Raw genomic sequence first — 18,777 nt, 5'->3', positions numbered from 1 at the left:
CACCTCTTTTTCAACTTCCTTTTGGCTTCGATGAACTGAAGCAACTTACCGTCAAAACCTACATAACTCATTGTTTATCAAGGAGTTTTACGTTTCGACTGCGCCGGAAGTGGGGCGAATTATAGACTTCCAGAATCTGCCGTCAACTCTTAATTTGCCTTCTCTATCAATTAGTTAGGATTGATTAAAAAACAACCAAGAAACAACCCAGAAACCTCTCTACCTATATAGAAAGAAAACTCAGATCACACCCAGCGCTCTCAAATCGGCCACGTTGGCAGCCCCCAACCCCAACACGTCCTGCAGCACCTGAGCCGTATGCTCACCCAATAGAGGAGGAGCGCTGCGATACTCAACAGGCGTCTTGGACAAACGAATTGGGCTCGCAACCTGCGGCACCATTCCAGCCAACGCATGTGGCAGTTCCAACGCCAGCCCGCGCGCCTTTACCTGCGGATCAGCAAACACCTGCGCCAGATCATTGATAGGCCCACAAGGCACACCCACTCGCTCAAGCTGCGCCACCCACTCCGCCGTCGTCTTGAACACGGTAGCCTGGCGAATCAGCGGAATCAGTTCCGCCCGATTAGCCACCCGCAGCTTATTAGTAGAGAAGCGCGGATCATCCGCCCACTGCGGCTGCCCGGCCACCTCAGCGAATTTGCGGAACTGACCGTCGTTACCAACCGTAAGAATGAAATCACCATCAGCCGTAGGAAAATCCTGATAAGGCACGATATTCGGGTGAGCATTGCCCAGGCGCTTCGGGGACACGCCAGTTGTCAGGTAATTCATCGCTTGATTAGCCAGACACGCGACCTGCACATCCAGCAATGCCATATCGATGTGCTGCCCGCCACCGTCATGATCCCGATGAGCCAATGCCGCCAAAATCGCCACGGTCGAGTAGAGCCCCGTGAGGATGTCGGTCAACGCCACGCCGACCTTCACCGGCCCAGCCCCCTCATCACCCTCCGGACGACCGGTCAGACTCATAAGACCGCCCAAGCCCTGAATCATAAAGTCATAACCCGCACGCGCCGCATAAGGCCCGGTTTGACCAAACCCCGTGATCGAGCAATAGATCAGCTCCGGGTTGATCTCCTTCAGCGACTCATAATCCAGCCCGTACGCCGCAAGACCGCCCACCTTGAAGTTCTCGATCAGGATGTCGGACTTGGCAGCCAGGTCTCGCACCAGCTTCTGCCCCTCCGGTCGTGTGAAGTCGATAGTGACCGACTCCTTATTGCGGTTCGCCGCAAGGTAATACGCCGCCTCGCTGGTGTTCTCACCATAGGCATCCTTGAGGAAAGGCGGCCCCCACGCCCGCGTATCATCCCCATTACCCGGTCGCTCGACCTTGATCACCTCAGCCCCAAGGTCCGCGAGGATCTGCCCGGACCAAGGGCCCGCCAGCACTCGCGACAAATCCAGCACCCGCAGGTGCGAAAGCGCGCCCATGATTGTGCTCCTATTAATAGAACGCCTGAAGACCGGTTTGCGCGCGCCCAAGGATCAAGGCGTGCACGTCATGGGTACCTTCGTAGGTGTTGACCACTTCAAGGTTGACCAGGTGACGCGCCACACCGAATTCGTCCGAAATACCGTTGCCGCCCAACATGTCCCGCGCCATGCGCGCAATGTCCAGGGACTTGCCGCACGAGTTGCGCTTCATGATCGACGTGATCTCGACTGCTGCCGTCCCTTCATCCTTCATCCGGCCCAGGCGCAGGCAACCTTGCAGCGCCAGGGTGATCTCGGTCTGCATATCAGCCAGCTTCTTCTGGATCAGCTGGGTCGCTGCCAATGGGCGACCGAACTGCTGACGATCAAGGGTGTATTGGCGGGCTGTATGCCAGCAGAACTCAGCGGCCCCCAATGCGCCCCAGGAAATGCCATAACGCGCGGAGTTAAGGCAGGTAAACGGACCTTTCAAACCACGCACATCCGGGAAGATGTTCTCTTCAGGCACAAAGACGTTGTCCATCACGATCTCGCCGGTAATCGAGGCACGCAGGCCGACCTTACCGTGGATCGCCGGGGCGCTCAGCCCCTTCCAACCTTTCTCCAGGACAAACCCACGGATATCACCCGCATCATCCTTGCCCCACACCACAAACACATCGGCAATCGGGCTATTGGTGATCCACATCTTGGCGCCCGTCAGGCTGTAGCCGCCATCCACCTTGCGCGCCCGGGTAATCATCGCGCCCGGATCTGAGCCGTGATTAGGCTCGGTCAGGCCGAAACAACCGATCCACTCGCCGGAAGCCAGCTTCGGCAGGTACTTCTGCTTCTGCGCCTCAGTGCCAAATTCGTTGATCGGCACCATCACCAGTGACGACTGCACACTCATCATCGAACGATAACCAGAGTCGACACGCTCGACCTCACGGGCAATCAACCCATAGCTGACGTAGTTCAAACCACTGCCGCCGTATTGCTCGGGAATCATCGCCCCCAGCAAGCCGGTCTCGCCCATCTCGCGGAAGATCGCGGGATCTGTCTTTTCATGGCGGAAGGCTTCGAGCACACGGGGCGCCAGCTTGTCCTGAGCGAACTGCTCAGCACTGTCGCGCACCATGCGCTCTTCTTCGGTGAGCTGTTGATCCAGCAACAGTGGATCGATCCAGTTGAAGCTTGCCTTGCCAGCCATGAATAAGTCCTCGCGGAAAAAATCAGAAGTCGTGGATGCAGACTAGGCCGGGCAAACGCAGAGGGCAAACGAGGTTTCCGCATAGGGTTGTGCTAATTTCTCACTTCGAAACCGCCATATACGACGTATATGCGTTTTATAAGTGAGGACAAGTTACATGCGCAGAAAGATCCCCAGCACCACCGCCCTGGTCAGCTTTGAAGCGGCAGCCCGCCACGAGAGCTTTACCAAGGCCGCACATGAGCTCTCCATCACTCAAGGCGCTATCTGCCGACAAATCGCCAGTCTTGAAGAGTTTTTGAGTGTCGAGCTGTTTCGGCGATCGCGACGCGGGGTAAAACTGACGGAGGCGGGGCTGTCTTATAGTCGCCGCGTGGCCATGCAGCTGGACGCGGTAGAACGCGACACCCTGTCGGTCATGGGGCAGCAGGGCGCCAATGTCATCGAGCTCGCGGTGGTGCCAACCTTCGGCACTCAATGGCTGATCCCGCGCCTGAAGGACTTTCAGCACAAACACCCGGAAGTCACGGTCAACCTCACTAACCGTACCCGCCCATTCCTGTTTGCAGACACCGAGTTCGACGCTGCGATCTACTTCGGTGATGCCGATTGGTCAGGTACCGAATCCCACCGACTGATGGGCGAGAACCCCGTTCCCGTCTGCAGCCCGCGCTTATTGGGCACACGTACCCACTTCAGCGCCCAGGAAATTGCCGAACTGCCGCTACTGCAGCAGACCACGCGGCCTTACGCCTGGCGCCAATGGTTCAACGCGCAACATCTGAACATCCCTCGCGACATGACAGGCCCGCGTTACGAGCTATTCTCGATGTTGTCCCAGGCAGCCATGCATGACATGGGCGTCGCGCTGATCCCACCGTTCCTCATCCAGCGCGAGCTCGACGAGCACCAGCTGGTGATCGCCAACCCCGAAGCACTGAGCAGCTCGAAGGCGTACTACCTGATGATTCCCGAGAGAAAAGTCGAATCGGCGTCATTACACGCCTTCAGGGACTGGCTGCTCGATCAGTCGCAACGCTACAGCCCCAGTATTTAAAGGACAAACCACGATTATTGACCCTGTAGTCAAATAAAATAAAGACCTACAGATATACGTATATGTCGCCTTTCAGCAGACTGTACTTATCCCCCTGAATTAAGGCTAAGAGCCATGATTTTCAAGGCGTACAGCGACTACGACAAGCCAATGCACGACCATTCACACCAACGATGAAGAAACACCCAATATTCAGCTACAACCCTTTAAACACCTGTATTTAAAGAGGTTATTTCATTGCATTGCGACAATCAGTCACAGGGTGACTTGTAGTTAATTTTTCGTCACCCGTCATAATCCCTTGAAGGCCGTAAAGTTCGCCTGCAAAATGCCGCGCCCCGCTGTCATTTCAGCGGGATCGTGCTGATCGGCCGCCCCAGATGCGCCACTCACGGTGCACTGGCCTTTTTACAAAAAGATCAAAAGCAAAAAGATCATGCAGGAGATTTGACGTGCACATTGGTGTTCCTCTCGAAACCCAGACCGGTGAAACGCGGGTGGCTGCCACCCCGGAAACCATCAAGAAGCTGATCGGCCAGGGCCATAAGGTCACTGTTCAAAGCGGAGCCGGCGTCAAAGCCAGCGTCGTCGACAGTGCCTATGAAACGGCAGGCGCAACCATTGGCAGTGCCAGCGATGCGTTTGGCGCCGAGCTGATTCTCAAGGTGGTCGCTCCCAGCGACAGCGAACTGGCGCTGATCAAAAGCGGCACCGTATTGGTGGGCATGCTCAACCCGTTCAGCAACGAAACCATCGCCAAGCTGGCCGAACGCGGTATTACCGCTTTTGCCCTCGAAGCCGCGCCACGCACCTCACGTGCCCAGAGCCTCGACGTGCTGTCCTCCCAGGCCAACATCGCGGGCTACAAGGCCGTACTACTCGCCGCTCATCACTATCCGCGCTTCATGCCCATGCTGATGACAGCTGCCGGCACGGTTAAGGCCGCACGCGTGCTGATCCTCGGCGCCGGCGTCGCGGGCCTGCAGGCGATTGCGACGGCGAAGCGCCTGGGTGCTGTGATCGAAGCGTCTGACGTCCGCCCGGCCGTGAAGGAGCAGATCGAATCCCTCGGTGCCAAGTTTGTCGACGTGCCCTACGAGACCGATGAAGAGCGTGAATGCGCCGTCGGCGTTGGCGGTTATGCCCGTCCGATGCCCACCAGCTGGATGCAGCGCCAGGCCCTGGCCGTGCACGAGCGCGCCAAGCAGGCCGATATCGTCATCACCACTGCACTGATCCCGGGCCGCAAGGCACCGACCCTGCTGAGTGCCGAAACGGTCGCGCAGATGAAACCCGGCTCCGTGGTCATCGACCTCGCCGCCGCCCAAGGTGGCAACTGCCCACTGACCGTCGCCGACCAAGTCGTCGTCGAAAACGGCGTGATCATCTGCGGCCCGACCAACCTGGCCGGCGCTGTTGCCGCCGACGCCTCAGCGTTGTACGCGCGCAACCTGCTGGACTTCCTGAAGCTGGTCTTCACCAAGGAAGGGCAGTTTGAAATCAACCTCGAAGACGACATCGTCGCCGCGTGCCTGATGTGCCGCGACGGCCAAGTCATCCGCAAAAACGCCTAAGCAGGGATTCAGACGATGGAAGAGCTTATCTCCCCCGGTATCTACAACCTGATCATCTTTGTGCTGGCGATTTATGTCGGTTACCACGTGGTCTGGAACGTAACGCCCGCGCTGCACACGCCCTTGATGGCGGTGACCAACGCCATTTCCGCAATCGTGATCGTCGGCGCCATGCTGGCTGCCGCTCTCACCGTGACCCCACTGGGCAAGACCATGGGCACCCTGGCCGTGGCCCTGGCGGCGGTAAACGTGTTCGGCGGCTTCCTGGTCACCCGCAGGATGCTTGAGATGTTCAAGAAGAAAGCCCCGAAAGTAAAAGAAGAGGCGCCTAAGTAATGAGCATGAATCTGGTCACGACGCTCTACTTGATCGCGTCGATCTGCTTTATCCAGGCCCTCAAAGGCCTGTCGCACCCAACAACTTCGCGGCGCGGCAACCTGTTCGGCATGCTCGGCATGGCGCTGGCGGTGCTCACCACCGTAGGCCTCATCTATAAGCTGGGCGCTGAGCTGGCAACTGCCGGCATCGGCTATGTGATTGTCGGCCTGCTGATCGGCGGCACCGCCGGTTCGATCATGGCCAAGCGCGTAGAAATGACCAAGATGCCGGAGCTGGTGGCGTTCATGCACAGCATGATCGGCCTGGCTGCGGTATTCATCGCGATTGCCGCAGTGGTCGAGCCGCAATCCCTGGGCATCGTCAAACACTTGGGTGACTCGATTCCTGCCGGTAATCGCCTGGAACTGTTCCTCGGTGCAGCCATCGGCGCCATCACCTTCTCCGGTTCGGTGATCGCCTTCGGCAAGCTGTCGGGCAAGTACAAGTTCCGCCTGTTCCAGGGCGCACCGGTACAGTTCGGCGGCCAGCACAAGCTGAACCTGGTGCTCGGCCTGGCTACCCTGGGCCTGGGCTTGGCGTTCATGTTCACCGGCAACCTCACCGCCTTCGCCCTGATGCTGGCCCTCGCCTTCGTGCTTGGCGTGCTGATCATCATCCCGATCGGCGGTGCCGACATGCCGGTGGTGGTGTCGATGCTCAACAGCTACTCGGGCTGGGCAGCGGCAGGTATCGGTTTTTCGCTGAACAACTCGATGCTGATCATTGCCGGCTCCCTGGTAGGCTCCAGCGGCGCGATCCTCTCATACATCATGTGCAAGGCGATGAACCGTTCCTTCTTTAATGTACTGCTCGGCGGTTTCGGCAATACCTCGGATGCCGCTGCGGCAACCGGCTCTAAAGAAGCGCGACCAGTGAAGTCCGGCTCGGCTGACGACGCCACGTTCCTGCTGACCAACGCCGACACCGTGATCATCGTTCCAGGCTACGGCCTGGCGGTCGCCCGGGCACAGCATGCGCTCAAGGAGTTGACCGAGAAGCTGACCCATCACGGCGTCACCGTGAAGTACGCGATCCACCCAGTGGCCGGCCGTATGCCCGGGCACATGAACGTACTGCTCGCCGAGGCCGAAGTGCCTTACGACCAGGTGTTCGAGATGGAAGACATCAACTCCGAGTTCGGCCAGGCCGACGTGGTACTGGTGCTCGGCGCGAACGACGTGGTCAACCCGGCCGCCAAGAACGATCCAAATTCACCGATCGCCGGCATGCCGATTCTCGAAGCCTTCAAGGCCAAGACCATCATCGTCAACAAGCGCTCGATGGCCAGCGGCTATGCCGGTTTGGATAACGAACTGTTCTACCTGGACAAGACCATGATGGTCTTCGGCGACGCCAAGAAAGTCATCGAAGACATGGTCAAGGCCGTCGAGTAACACTGCTTCAGCGCAATACTCGAAACCCCGGCCTCTTGTAGGCTGGGGTTTTTTATTGCCGCATGAAACCCGACCAAAGGCTCTAAATCGCTGCCCGGCATTCGACCATGGTAGCGGGCCGATTTTTTTTGAAATCACTAAACTGCGCACCTTGCTTCCGTAGCCTGAGATAACAATCCATGTACCGTGATCGTATCCGCTTGCCTTCGTTGTTGAACAAGGTCATGAGCGCGGCAGACGCCGCCGCACTGATCGAGGACGGCATGACCGTCGGCATGAGCGGCTTCACCCGCGCCGGTGAAGCCAAGGCCGTCCCCCACGCCCTGGCCGAACGCGCCAAGACTTCCCCGCTGAAAATCACCTTGATGACCGGCGCCAGCCTGGGCAATGACCTGGACAAGCAACTGACCGAGGCCGGCGTGCTGTCCCGGCGCATGCCGTTCCAGGTCGACAGCACCCTGCGCCGCGCCATCAATGCCGGCGAGGTGATGTTTATTGACCAGCACTTGTCGGAAACCGTCGAGCAACTGCGCAACAACCAGCTCAAGCTGCCGGACATTGCCGTCATCGAAGCGGTGGCGATCACCGAACAGGGGCACATCGTGCCGACGACATCGGTGGGTAACTCGGCCAGCTTCGCAATTTTCGCCAAGCAGGTGATTGTCGAGATTAACCTGGCGCACAACCCGAACCTGGAAGGGCTGCACGACATCTATATTCCCACCTACCGGCCAACCCGCACACCGATTCCGTTGGTGAAGGTCGATGACCGCATCGGCAGCACGGCCATTCCCATTCCGCCGGAAAAGATCGTCGCCATCGTGATCACTAACCAGGCGGACTCCGCCTCCACCGTGACACCGCCCGACAGCGACACCCAAGGCATCGCCAACCACCTGATCAACTTCCTCAAGCAGGAAGTGGACGCCGGGCGCATGACCAACAAGCTCGGCCCGCTGCAGGCCGGCATCGGCAATATCGCCAACGCCGTGATGTGCGGCCTGATCGAGTCGCCGTTCGAAGACCTGACGATGTATTCGGAAGTGTTGCAGGATTCCACGTTCGACCTGATCGATGCCGGCAAACTGAGCTTCGCCTCGGGCAGTTCGATCACCCTGTCAGAACGACGCAATGCCGACGTGTTCGGCAACCTGGAGCGCTACAAAGACAAACTGGTGCTGCGCCCGCAGGAAATCTCCAACCACCCGGAAGTGGTGCGTCGCCTAGGCATCATCGGGATCAATACCGCGCTGGAGTTCGATATCTACGGCAACGTCAACTCCACCCATGTCTGCGGCACGCGGATGATGAACGGCATTGGCGGCTCCGGGGACTTCGCGCGCAACGCGCACCTGGCAATCTTCGTCACCAAGTCGATCGCCAAGGGTGGCGCGATTTCCAGCGTGGTGCCGATGGTCAGCCATGTGGACCACACCGAGCATGATGTGGACATCCTCGTGACCGAAGTCGGCCTGGCCGACCTGCGTGGCCTGGCGCCCCGCGAACGCGCCCGGGTGATCATCGACAACTGTGTGCACCCGGCTTATCGCGATGCGCTGAACACTTACTTCGACGCAGCCTGTGCCATCGGCGGGCATACGCCACACATCCTGCGCGAAGCACTGAGTTGGCACATCAACCTGGAAGAAACCGGGCATATGCTCAAGGCTTATTGATACAGATCCGAGCTGATGCAACGACAGTTTCATCAGCTCGGCTGTACTTCTTAACAAACTGAAAAAAACTGTACTGCTGTACCGGTCATTTCCTACCGAAATATCCCACATACTCCGTCGAAAACTCCTATTTCGCACTGTTTCAGTGCGGACAGGTACAGTTGCCCCATTTACGAACAGTACAGCCCCTATAAACAGTTAACTGGCCCCTCACAATACAGGTGAACTGTATCTAGAGAGTCTTGCGCCGGAAGAGGATCATTGGCATCAGTTAAACCACTACCTAATCCCGCCACAAGCGGAAGGATGTCATCATGGAACGTACACTCAGTTCCGATCTGTTCTTCGAAGAAAAAGCTGTAAACACCCAGGCTTCCCTGCCTTTGCGCGTTATCGCCAACCTGATGTTGTGGCAGCGCCGCATTTCCAGCCGCCACCAACTGGCTCGCCTGGATTCGCGTCTGCTGGCTGACGCCGGTATCAGCGAAGCTCAACGCTACGAAGAGCTGAGCAAGCCGTTCTGGCGCTAATGTAGCGCCCGCTGGCCCTGACCCGCCGGGTCCACCGCCAGCACCCTGATTTGTCAAAGCAAAGCCCGCCCCGGGAAACCGGAGGCGGGCTTTGTTGTTTCCGGGGTTCGGGTTTTGAGGGTAAAAACAGAAGGCCAACTTCACGATAGGTACAGTTTAAAAAACATAACAATTAAGCAGTACAATTTAGATCGAGTGTATCTGTACCGGTAAACCCGCGCCGCCCAACATGGTGTTCCAAGACCTCATGGAAGGCCCCACTCATGACCACCCAAACCCCACGCTATAAACAGTTGATCGCAGGTATAGCCCGAGCACTGGCCAGATGGGCGCGCCAGGCCCACGAACGCCGCCAGCTTGCGCAACTTGATCCACGCGAACTGTCTGACGCCGGTATCAGCGCCGGCGACCGAATGGCCGAACTGTCCAAACCCTTTTGGCGTGACTAACGGGTCGAGAGGCTTTTCGAACAGATAAACGGCGGCTTAAGATCCCGTTACCACGTGGCGAACCTTGTAGAACGGACGTCTGATGCTCAATAGCAACAACACCCGTTTCACAGTGGCTGCTTTGCGCCGCCTTATTTGTTCATCTACAGGAGTTTTTCCATGTCCCGTCTTCGCCTGCTGAGTGCTGCTGCCTTGTTGGCCGTGGCTGCCAATGCCAACGCCACCAGCCTCATCGTGACCACCGACGCAATCGTCGGCGCACTCAAAGCCACGTCCGACGCCAGTTCCGATGCCACGTCTTCCTTGCGTGACAACAAGGTTGTGCGAGCTGCCCGTGACGACGCAGCCAGCTTTGTCGCCAGCGACGGTGCCATTCGTGGCGTCAAGTTGGAAAGCGCCCTGGCGCAGATCCGCCAACAAGCCCCGCAACTGAATGCAGCAACAGACGCTCAACTGGCCCAGGCCATCCTGGCGATCTGAGGGCAGGGCGATTCACGGGAGCGCCCGCCGCTCCCGGATGCCTCAACGCTGGCTCTCGCCCGGGCATTGCGCTAGCCTTGGCGCTCGTTTCCAGTTGTCGAGTCCCATGGCTTTTTCATACCGCCTGTTGATCGTTCCTGTGCTGTTTTCAGTCGTCTGGTCGCCCTTGGCTTCGGCCTTCGACGTGACCACCCAGAGCACCGTCATAAGTGTGTACGCCACCAGCAAGGTGACTTCCGCGCCCTTTGACAAGAAATTGGTACTGGCCGCCCAGGATGACGCTGCCGCGTTCGTAGCCACTGACGGCCAATGGCGGGGCGCTCGCCTGGAATCCGCACTGGATTACCTGCGCCGAACCCAGCCAAAACTTAACGCCAGCGACCTTGAACTGGCACAAGCAATTCTCGTCCAATAATCATCTTTGTATTTCCGTCTTTGTAATTGGAGTTATTCCATGCGTAGCCCGCTGATCGCCGCCGCTCTCGGCCTGCTGTTGTTGGCCGATGTTGCCCAGGCACATACTCTGGTGGCCACCAGTAACATCATTGTTCGCGCCTCTGGCCGCACCATTGATTTCACCTCGGACACCACCACTTCCATCCGCGATTCCAAAGTCGTGCGCGAAGCCCACGATGATGCCGCCAGTTTCGTCGCCACCAATGGCGAGATCCGTGGCGCACAATTGGAAGCGGCCTTCGATACCATCCGTACGCGCATGCCGGAAACGCGCGACGCCAGCGACCAGAGCCTCGCCGAAGCTATCCTCGCACTGTGAGGCGCCTCAACGCCTGGCTACTGGCCACGGCTGTGCTGCTCAGTGCAAGCGCAGCCCAGGCCAGCCTGCAACTGCGGCTCAAGTCAGACGGCTTGAGCCCGGCCGAACAGCAGGCCAGCCAGGCGTTGCTCGATGAAGCGATGCGCTCTCTGCCGCCGCGCTTCATCGAACAACTGGACCGCACCATCGATGTCGGCTGGACCGACAAGATGCCCGAGAACGCCTACGGCCAGGCCTCCCTGATCTCCGAACTGGATCTGAACCAGAACCTGCTCGCCAGCCTGACCGATGGCAGTGCCGCGACCCAGAAGACCAATCGTCCCCACGGCACCGTGCGCCGCGAAATGCTCGCCACTGTGTTGCATGAGCTGACCCACATTTATGACCGTGCGCGCCTGTGGTCCAAGGAAGACCGCGCGCTGATCAATCGTTGCAGTCGCCAAAACAACATCACCGGCCTGATCGGCTTGCCCGACCAATGCCGTGGCCAGAATGACCGCCGCTTTACCCTCAGCGATGACCCACGACTGCTGGACCTCGCCGGCTGGCCGCAATACGTCGGCCGTCGCGGCGAGCGCGAACAGCACAACCACCAAGTGGCGCGCAGCCCGGACATCTACGAAACCACCAGCCCGCTGGAGTTCGTCGCGGTCAACATGGAGTACTTCCTCCTCGACCCGAGCTACGCCTGCCGCCGCCCGGCGCTGTTCCGCTATTACAAGGAACACTTCGGCTGGGCGCCGCCCGAGCAAGACACCTGCGCCAAGACCTATGCCTTTCTGAACGCAGGCAATGATTTTGCCAAGACGCCGCTGGGCCAGATCGACCCGGAGCGCGTCTACGAGATTGACTACCTGCTGGCCGAAGCCAACCAGAACCTGGTCAGCCGCTGGGGCCACAGCATGTTGCGCCTGGTGATCTGCGCACCCGGCCGGCCACGCGGCCCGGACTGCCGGCTCGACCTTGACCAGCATCTGGTCCTGTCCTACCGCGCCTTCGTCGGCGACGTACAGCTGTCGAGCTGGGACGGCCTGGTGGGCAAGTACCCGTCACGGTTGTTCGTGCTGCCCCTGGCCCAGGTGATCGATGAATACACCAAGACCGAACTGCGCGGCCTGGCCTCGGTGCCGCTCAAACTCACGCGCCAGGAAATCAACGACACCGTCGAGCACGCCGCCGAGATGCACTGGAGCTACGACGGCAACTACTTCTTCATTTCCAATAACTGTGCGGTAGAGAGCCTGAAGCTGTTGCGCAGCGGCAGCGCCAACCCACAGCTCACCGGGCTGGACAACATCACCCCCAACGGTTTGCTGGAAGTCCTCAGCGCCCGCGGCCTGGCCGATACCAGCGTCCTCAAGGACAAGCGCGAAGCGCTGCGCCTGGGTTATCACTTCGATTCATTCCGCGAACGCTACCAGGCGATGTTCGACGTCCTGCGCAAACACCTGCCCATAAAGCAGACTCAGGTCGAAGATTGGCTGTCACTCAGCGCAGCGGAACGCCGCGAGTGGTTCGGCCAAGCCGATCTGCGCACCAGCGCCGCGCTGTTGCTGCTGGAACAGGCCAGCTACCGCAAACAACTGATGCTGGCCCAGGATGAAGTCAAGCAACGCTACCTCGGCGCCCGTGAGCTGAAAAACGGCGGCATGGAAAAAGCCAACAACACCCTGCAACAAATCCTCGCCAACAGCGGCTTCCTCAGTCGCCCGGCCGAGCTGCTGGGCAGCGGCGGCTATGGCCTGCCGCAACCCTCTGAAGCCAAGCGCCTCGAATCGGAAAGCGCACAACGCCAGAAACAGCTGCAAACGCTGACCGGCGACCTGGATAAAGAGGTGAGGGTGCTGCTGGAACCTGCCCGCGCCGCCGAGATTGCCGCCTGCGAAGCCAACCTCAAGCAGGTGGGCGAGCACTTGCGCGCCTTGCACAAGGCCGCTGGCGGCCTCGAACTGCCCTGATAATTCCCTGCAAACACAATCCGAATGTGGGAGCTGGCTTGCCTGCGATAGCGGTGTGCCAGGCAACAAAGATGTTGAATGTGCCGGCGCCATCGCAGGCAAGCCGGCTCCCACATTGAATCTCCACATACCTGAAGAATGTGCCTTTCCCCTTCGTCACCTGTTTTTCCAGCGAAAGCTGGCTGAAAGCTTACCCGTCTAGGATCGCCCCCACTGTCGGCAACAGACCGGCTGTTAACAACAACAATGGTGATTCCCGATGTCCGCTCGTACCCGCCTGTTCGCCCCCACTCCACCCGTACGCCTCGTGCCTTTCGATCTGCGCTGACCCCCACTCGGTTCGCCATTCCCTAGCCGCGCTACGCCTGGAGTATTCCTATGCTGACTTTCCTTGGCTTTGCCATGGTCATCACGTTCATGTTCCTGATCATGACCAAGCGCCTGTCCGCGCTGATCGCCTTGATCATCGTGCCGATCCTGTTCGCGCTGTTCGGCGGCTTCGCGCCGGAGATCGGCCCGATGATGCTGGCCGGTATCACCAAGCTCGCGCCAACCGGCGTGATGCTGATGTTCGCCATTCTCTACTTTGCCCTGATGATCGACTCCGGCCTGTTCGACCCGGCCGTGCGCAAGATCCTCAAGATGGTCAAGGGCGACCCGCTGAAAGTCTCGGTCGGCACCGCCGTGCTGGCCCTGGTCGTGTCCCTGGACGGTGACGGCGCCACCACCTACATGATCTGCGTGGCCGCCATGTTGCCGCTGTACCAGCGCATCGGCATGAGCCCGCGGATCATGGCCGGCCTGATCATCCTCGCCGGTGGCGTAATGAACATGACGCCCTGGGGTGGCCCGACCGCCCGTGCCGCCAGTGCGCTGCATGTGGACCCGTCGGACATCTTCGTGCCGATGATCCCGGCGATGGCCGTCGGTGTGGTCGCGATCCTGGCGATCGCCTATATGTATGGCCTGCGCGAGCGTGCACGCCTGGGTGAATTGCACCTGGCGGGCGATGAAATCGACCACAGTGAAATCAGCGTCTCGCAATACCCCGATGCCCGTCGCCCCAAGCTGATCTGGTTCAACGGCGCGCTGACCTTCGCCCTGATGTGCACGCTGATCGCCGGCCTTCTGCCGCTGCCGGTGCTATTCATGGTGGCGTTCAGTATCGCGATGATCGTCAACTACCCGTGCCTGCAAATGCAGAAAGACCGCATTGCCGCCCACTCCGGCAGCGTGTTGGCGGTGACTGGCCTGATCTTCGCGGCCGGTATCTTCACCGGCATCCTGTCGGGCACCGGCATGGTTGATGCCATGTCCAAGAGCCTGCTGGCGGTCATCCCTGATGCACTGGGCCCGTACCTGGCGGTGATCACAGCCCTGGTGAGCATGCCGTTCACCTTCTTCATGTCCAACGACGCGTTCTACTATGGCGTACTGCCGGTACTCGCCGAAGCCGCCAGCCACTACGGCATCACCGCCGTCGAAATGGCGCGGGCGTCCATCGTGGGTCAACCGGTGCACTTGCTCAGCCCACTGGTACCATCGACTTACCTGTTGGTGGCCCTGGCCGGTATCGAATTTGGCGATCACCAACGCTTCACCCTGAAGTGGGCAGTGCTGGTATGCCTGTGCATAATGTTCGCCGCTTTGCTGATGGGGATTTTCCCGCTGTTCAGCACTCTATAATCGTATCAACCCAACCGCGCGGCGCTGCAGCTTGCGCGGTTTAACACTTGCTCAAAGGAATACACATGGAATGGCTGACCAATCCGGAAATCTGGATTGCCTTCTTCACCCTGACGGCCCTCGAGATCGTCCTGGGTATCGATAACATCATCATGATTTCGATCCTGGTCAGCCGCATGCCCAAGCATATGCAGGCGCGCACCCGGATCTTCGGCCTGGCCCTGGCCATGGTCACGCGCATCCTGTTGCTGCTGTCGATCACCTGGGTGATGCAACTGACCGCCGACCTGTTCGTGGTGTTCGGTCAGGGCATTTCCGGTCGCGACCTGATCCTGTTCTTCGGTGGCTTGTTCCTGCTGTGGAAAAGCTCCCAGGAGATGTACCACGCCCTGGAAGGTGAAGACGAAACCCACGACGAGCCCAAGGGCGCCGGTGGCAAGTTCATCTACACCATCATCCAGATTGCCATCATCGACATCGTGTTCTCTCTGGACTCGGTCATCACCGCCGTCGGCATGGTCTCCCATGTGCCGGTCATGGTCGCGGCGATTGTCGTGGCGGTATTGGTGATGATGCTGGCGGCCGGCACAATCAGCGCATTCATCGACAAGCACCCGTCGCTGAAGATGCTCGCGCTGTCGTTCCTGCTGGTGGTGGGTACGGTGCTGATCGCCGAATCCTTCGACGTGCATGTGCCAAAAGGCTACGTCTACTTCGCCATGGCGTTCTCGCTGGCGGTAGAAGCGGTGAACATCAAGATGCGCACCGCCATCGCGAAAAAGAAGAAACAGCAGGATCCTGTGAAACTGCGCAAGGACATTCCGGGTCAATAAACCCAAGCCAGACAAAAAAGGGGCCTATTCAGGCCCCTTTTTCATTTCGCACAAAGTTGATTTCATGACAGTTTTGTTTCAATCCCCACTTTAGCTATGCGATGCTGGCGCAGAGCCCATTCGCCAACTACAGCTTAACTACAAGACGTAGAACGGCACGCGGCAAACTTCCTTCGCTCTTTTTGGAGCGTACCCACACGGGGGGCCGAGCATGCTGACCTTGCTCAATCTGCTTTCCGCCGTGACCCTGCTGATCTGGGGCACGCACATCGTCCGTACCGGCATCTTGCGGGTCTACGGTTCCAACTTGCGCCAAGTCATCGGGCAGAACATGTCCAAGCGCTGGCTGGCGTTTGTCGCCGGTATCCTGGTAACGGCCATGGTGCAGAGCAGCAACGCCACGGCCATGCTGGTGACTTCATTTGTCGGCCAGGGCTTGATGAGCCTCACGCCTGCGCTGGCAACCATGCTCGGCGCCGACGTCGGTACGGCCTTGATGGCACGGGTACTGACCTTCGACTTGTCGTGGCTGTCACCGCTGCTGATTTTCCTCGGGGTGATTTTCTTCCTGTCCCGCAAGCAGACGCGGGCCGGGCAGATGGGCCGGGTCGGGATCGGCCTGGGCCTGATCATTCTGGCGCTGCAGTTGATCGTCGAAGCGGCCGGGCCGATTACCCACGCCCAGGGCGTCAAAGTCATCTTTGCCTCGCTGACCGGCGATATCTTGCTCGACGCCCTGGTCGGCGCGCTGTTTGCGATGATTTCCTACTCCAGCCTGGCCGCCGTCCTGCTGACAGCCACCTTGGCCGGCGCCGGTGTGATCGGCCTGCATGTGGCCATCGGCTTGGTGATTGGCGCCAATATCGGCAGCGGTGTGCTGGCGTTCCTCAGCACCAATATGCAAAACGCTGCCGGACGCCAGGTCGCCCTCGGCAGCCTGCTGTACAAACTGATTGGCCTGCTGCTGATCATCCCGGTACTCGACCCTCTGGTACGCTGGATGGACGGTTTGGACTACAGTGCCCAAGGCATGGTCATTACCTTCCACCTGCTCTACAACGTCAGCCGCTGCCTGATCCTGTTGCCCAGTATCGGCCCGATGTCACGCCTGTGTGCCTGGCTGCTGCCGGAACAACAGGAGGCCAACGGCAAGGCCAAGCCGCGCCACCTGGACGCAACCGCACTCGACACGCCCAGCCTGGCCCTGGCCAACGCCGCCCGCGAGACCCTGCGCCTGGGCGACTTGATCGACAACATGCTCACCGCGATGCAGGAAGTGTTGCGCGGCAAACAAACCGCCATCACTCAGGAAATACGCAGCCTCAGCGATGACGTCGAAGCCCTGTACAGTGCGATCAAGCTATACCTCGCGCAAATGCCCCGCGAAGACCTCAGCGAACAGGACAGCCGCCGCTGGGCTGAGATCATCGAGCTGTCGATCAACCTGAAACTGGCCGGCGACCTGATCGAACGCATGCTGCGCAAAGTGCAACAGCAGAAGACCTCCCAGCGCCGCCAGTTCTCCGAAGTCGGCCTGGAAGAGCTCACTGGCCTGCACAGTCAGTTGATCGCCAACCTGCGCCTGGGGTTGTCGGTATTTCTCAGCGCCGACCCCGAAAGCGCCCGCCAACTGCTGCGCGAGAAGCGCCGCTTCCGCGCCCAGGAGCGGCGCCTGGCCCATGCCCACGTCAGCCGCCTGCAACGCAAGATCGTGCAGAGCCTGGAAACCAGCTCGCTGCACCTGGAGCTGATTGCCGACATGAAGCGCCTCAATTCACTGTTTTGCAGCAGCGCTTATGTAGTCTTGGAAACGTCCGACACCGGCGCACTCTCCGCCGAAGATATTGCCGACATCACCCATTCACCCTGAACGTAAGACGGCGAGTGAAGTCAGTTAACAATGGACCTCACTCGCCAGGAAGCTTGTTATGCGTCGCCTGCTATTCGCCTGCCTGCTCATGGGCTCTGCACATGTCTTTGCCTTTGACCGCCTGCAAGTCGAAGGCTACACCTTGCCCAACGGCCTGCAATTGCTGCTCAAACCCGGCACCGAGCGGGGCCATGTGGCCATCCGCATGGTGGTAGGGGTCGGCCTGGATGATTTCAGCTGCGACGAAAAAGAGTTGCCGCACCTGCTCGAACACTTGCTGTTCAGCGGCATCGACGGCGGCGGCGAAGGCGACCTTGAGGACCGCATGCAAGCCTTGGGCGGCGAATGGAACGCCTACACCAGCAATGCCGACACCACCTTCGTCATCGAAGCACCCGCGCACAACCAGCGCAAGGTGCTCGACCTGTTGCTGGCCATCCTCACCCGCACCCAACTGTCCGATGCCAATATCAATGCCGCCAAGCAGGTGGTCGAACGCGAAGACGGTGGCCATTACTCACATCTGCAGCGCCTGCTCGACCGCCAGGACCTGGGCCACACCGCGAGCAATCAATTGGCCGTCGAGTTGGGGCTCAAATGTGCCGAACGCGCCGAGGTCGATCACCTCACCCGTGATCAGCTAGAGAAGCTGCGCAAAAATTGGTACGCGCCGAACAACATGACCCTGATTATCGTCGGCGACCTCGACAAACTATTGCCGGCTTATCTGGAACGCACCTATGGCCAGCTCGAGCCGGTCGAGCCGAGCGAACATCGGCCCCTGCCAGAGATCCAGCACGCCGCTGCCAGTTACCGGGACCTGGTGCACGGCTGGATCGGTGACAGCGCCAAGCTGCACTGGCTGTTCCCCGAACCGGTGCTGGATGACCAGCATGATGAAACCTACGACCTGCTCAAGGACTACCTCGACTGGGCGCTCTACCGTCAACTGCGCCTCAAGCACGGTTTGTCCTACGGCCCATGGAGCGAGCGCGAAGTGCTCGGCGGTGTCGGCTTCCTGAGCCTGAACGCCGACCTCGAACGCGACAACCTGCCCGAAGCCGAACAGGTATTGCAGGACCTCAAGGCCCAACTGCTCAAGGACGGTCTCGACCCGGCAACCTTCACCCGTCTGCAGCAAGCCGCCATTGCACGCCAGTCGTGGGCGGTACAGGGCAACAGCGCGTTGGCCGACTATTACTGGAGTGCTTCCGGTGACTACGCCAACGGCCATTTCAGCGACCCGGTAAAGCGCATCAAGGCCGTGAGCCTGAAGCAAACCAACGACGCCATGCGCCAGGTGTTCAACCAGCCGGGCTATTGGCGCATCGAGAAACCCCTGTTCAGCTACGACGTGCTCAGTTGGATCGGTGCCGGCGTGCTGGGGCTGATTGCCCTTGCGTTGATCGGTGTGCGGGTTTATCGCAAACGGATTGCTTAATGAGGCACCGTACTCCGGGC

At 59.5% G+C, this 18,777-nt stretch carries 17 protein-coding genes; 15 read left to right on the top strand and 2 right to left on the bottom strand.

Going from position 1 to position 18,777, the window contains the following annotated elements:
* Window positions 1-240: 240 nt before the first annotated feature.
* Both AC07SU_RS24825 and AC07SU_RS24820 read right to left on the bottom strand, forming a co-directional pair.
* Entirely contained in the window at window positions 241-1,464 is a 1,224-nt protein-coding gene (locus AC07SU_RS24825) for a CaiB/BaiF CoA transferase family protein (protein ID WP_494998511.1), read from the bottom strand.
* 10 nt (window positions 1,465-1,474) lie between these two features.
* Complete coding sequence (locus AC07SU_RS24820; RefSeq protein ID WP_003187423.1) at window positions 1,475-2,656, bottom strand: acyl-CoA dehydrogenase; 1,182 nt, start codon at window positions 2,654-2,656, stop codon at window positions 1,475-1,477.
* Between the two features lie 157 nt (window positions 2,657-2,813).
* On the opposite strand from AC07SU_RS24820, the gene AC07SU_RS24815 reads away from it, so the two are divergent.
* The 15 genes from AC07SU_RS24815 (at window position 2,814) to AC07SU_RS24745 (ending at window position 18,757) form a co-directional block, all read left to right on the top strand.
* Entirely contained in the window at window positions 2,814-3,713 is a 900-nt protein-coding gene (locus AC07SU_RS24815; protein ID WP_494998510.1) for a LysR family transcriptional regulator, read from the top strand.
* A gap of 452 nt (window positions 3,714-4,165) precedes the next feature.
* Window positions 4,166-5,287: a Re/Si-specific NAD(P)(+) transhydrogenase subunit alpha gene (locus AC07SU_RS24810; protein ID WP_176994667.1), complete on the top strand. Its 1,122-nt coding sequence runs from the start codon at window positions 4,166-4,168 to the stop codon at window positions 5,285-5,287.
* Between the two features lie 15 nt (window positions 5,288-5,302).
* Entirely contained in the window at window positions 5,303-5,623 is a 321-nt protein-coding gene (locus tag AC07SU_RS24805; RefSeq protein WP_003187417.1) for an NAD(P) transhydrogenase subunit alpha part 2, read from the top strand.
* Window positions 5,623-7,059, top strand: a complete 1,437-nt coding sequence (locus AC07SU_RS24800) for an NAD(P)(+) transhydrogenase (Re/Si-specific) subunit beta (protein WP_123716752.1) — start codon at window positions 5,623-5,625, stop codon at window positions 7,057-7,059. Before AC07SU_RS24805 ends, AC07SU_RS24800 begins: the two co-directional genes overlap by 1 nt.
* A 179-nt stretch (window positions 7,060-7,238) precedes the next feature.
* A complete protein-coding gene (scpC, locus tag AC07SU_RS24795; RefSeq protein WP_494998509.1) occupies window positions 7,239-8,735 on the top strand; it encodes a succinyl-CoA:acetate CoA-transferase ScpC in 1,497 nt (498 codons plus the stop codon).
* A gap of 314 nt (window positions 8,736-9,049) precedes the next feature.
* Window positions 9,050-9,265, top strand: coding sequence for a DUF1127 domain-containing protein (locus AC07SU_RS24790; protein ID WP_010168694.1), 216 nt, complete (start codon window positions 9,050-9,052; stop codon window positions 9,263-9,265).
* Between the two features lie 263 nt (window positions 9,266-9,528).
* The gene (locus tag AC07SU_RS24785; RefSeq protein WP_176994664.1) at window positions 9,529-9,714 is read left to right on the top strand and encodes a DUF1127 domain-containing protein; all 186 of its coding nucleotides are present in this window, start codon (window positions 9,529-9,531) and stop codon (window positions 9,712-9,714) included.
* A gap of 159 nt (window positions 9,715-9,873) precedes the next feature.
* On the top strand, window positions 9,874-10,194 hold the full coding sequence (locus AC07SU_RS24780; protein WP_176994663.1) for a DUF2388 domain-containing protein: 321 nt from the start codon (window positions 9,874-9,876) through the stop codon (window positions 10,192-10,194).
* 106 nt (window positions 10,195-10,300) lie between these two features.
* Window positions 10,301-10,609: a DUF2388 domain-containing protein gene (locus tag AC07SU_RS24775; RefSeq protein WP_176994662.1), complete on the top strand. Its 309-nt coding sequence runs from the start codon at window positions 10,301-10,303 to the stop codon at window positions 10,607-10,609.
* Between the two features lie 39 nt (window positions 10,610-10,648).
* A complete protein-coding gene (locus AC07SU_RS24770) occupies window positions 10,649-10,969 on the top strand; it encodes a DUF2388 domain-containing protein (protein WP_494998508.1) in 321 nt (106 codons plus the stop codon).
* The gene (locus AC07SU_RS24765; protein ID WP_494998507.1) at window positions 10,966-12,927 is read left to right on the top strand and encodes a DUF7844 domain-containing protein; all 1,962 of its coding nucleotides are present in this window, start codon (window positions 10,966-10,968) and stop codon (window positions 12,925-12,927) included. Before AC07SU_RS24770 ends, AC07SU_RS24765 begins: the two co-directional genes overlap by 4 nt.
* Window positions 12,928-13,305: 378 nt before the next feature.
* Window positions 13,306-14,613 carry a CitMHS family transporter gene (locus tag AC07SU_RS24760; RefSeq protein ID WP_494998506.1) on the top strand — a complete coding sequence of 436 codons (1,308 nt, stop codon included), beginning with the start codon at window positions 13,306-13,308 and terminating at the stop codon, window positions 14,611-14,613.
* 65 nt (window positions 14,614-14,678) lie between these two features.
* On the top strand, window positions 14,679-15,446 hold the full coding sequence (locus AC07SU_RS24755; RefSeq protein WP_176994658.1) for a TerC family protein: 768 nt from the start codon (window positions 14,679-14,681) through the stop codon (window positions 15,444-15,446).
* A gap of 211 nt (window positions 15,447-15,657) precedes the next feature.
* Entirely contained in the window at window positions 15,658-17,316 is a 1,659-nt protein-coding gene (locus AC07SU_RS24750; protein ID WP_176994657.1) for a Na/Pi cotransporter family protein, read from the top strand.
* Window positions 17,317-17,374: 58 nt separating this feature from the next.
* Window positions 17,375-18,757, top strand: coding sequence for a M16 family metallopeptidase (locus AC07SU_RS24745; protein WP_494998505.1), 1,383 nt, complete (start codon window positions 17,375-17,377; stop codon window positions 18,755-18,757).
* The last annotated feature ends 20 nt before the right edge of the window (window positions 18,758-18,777 follow it).

The organism is Pseudomonas sp. GW821-FHT05H12, assembly GCF_059419385.1.
The sequence above is the reverse complement of the archived record's forward strand: the minus strand, read 5'-3'. Positions and strand labels throughout refer to the sequence as shown.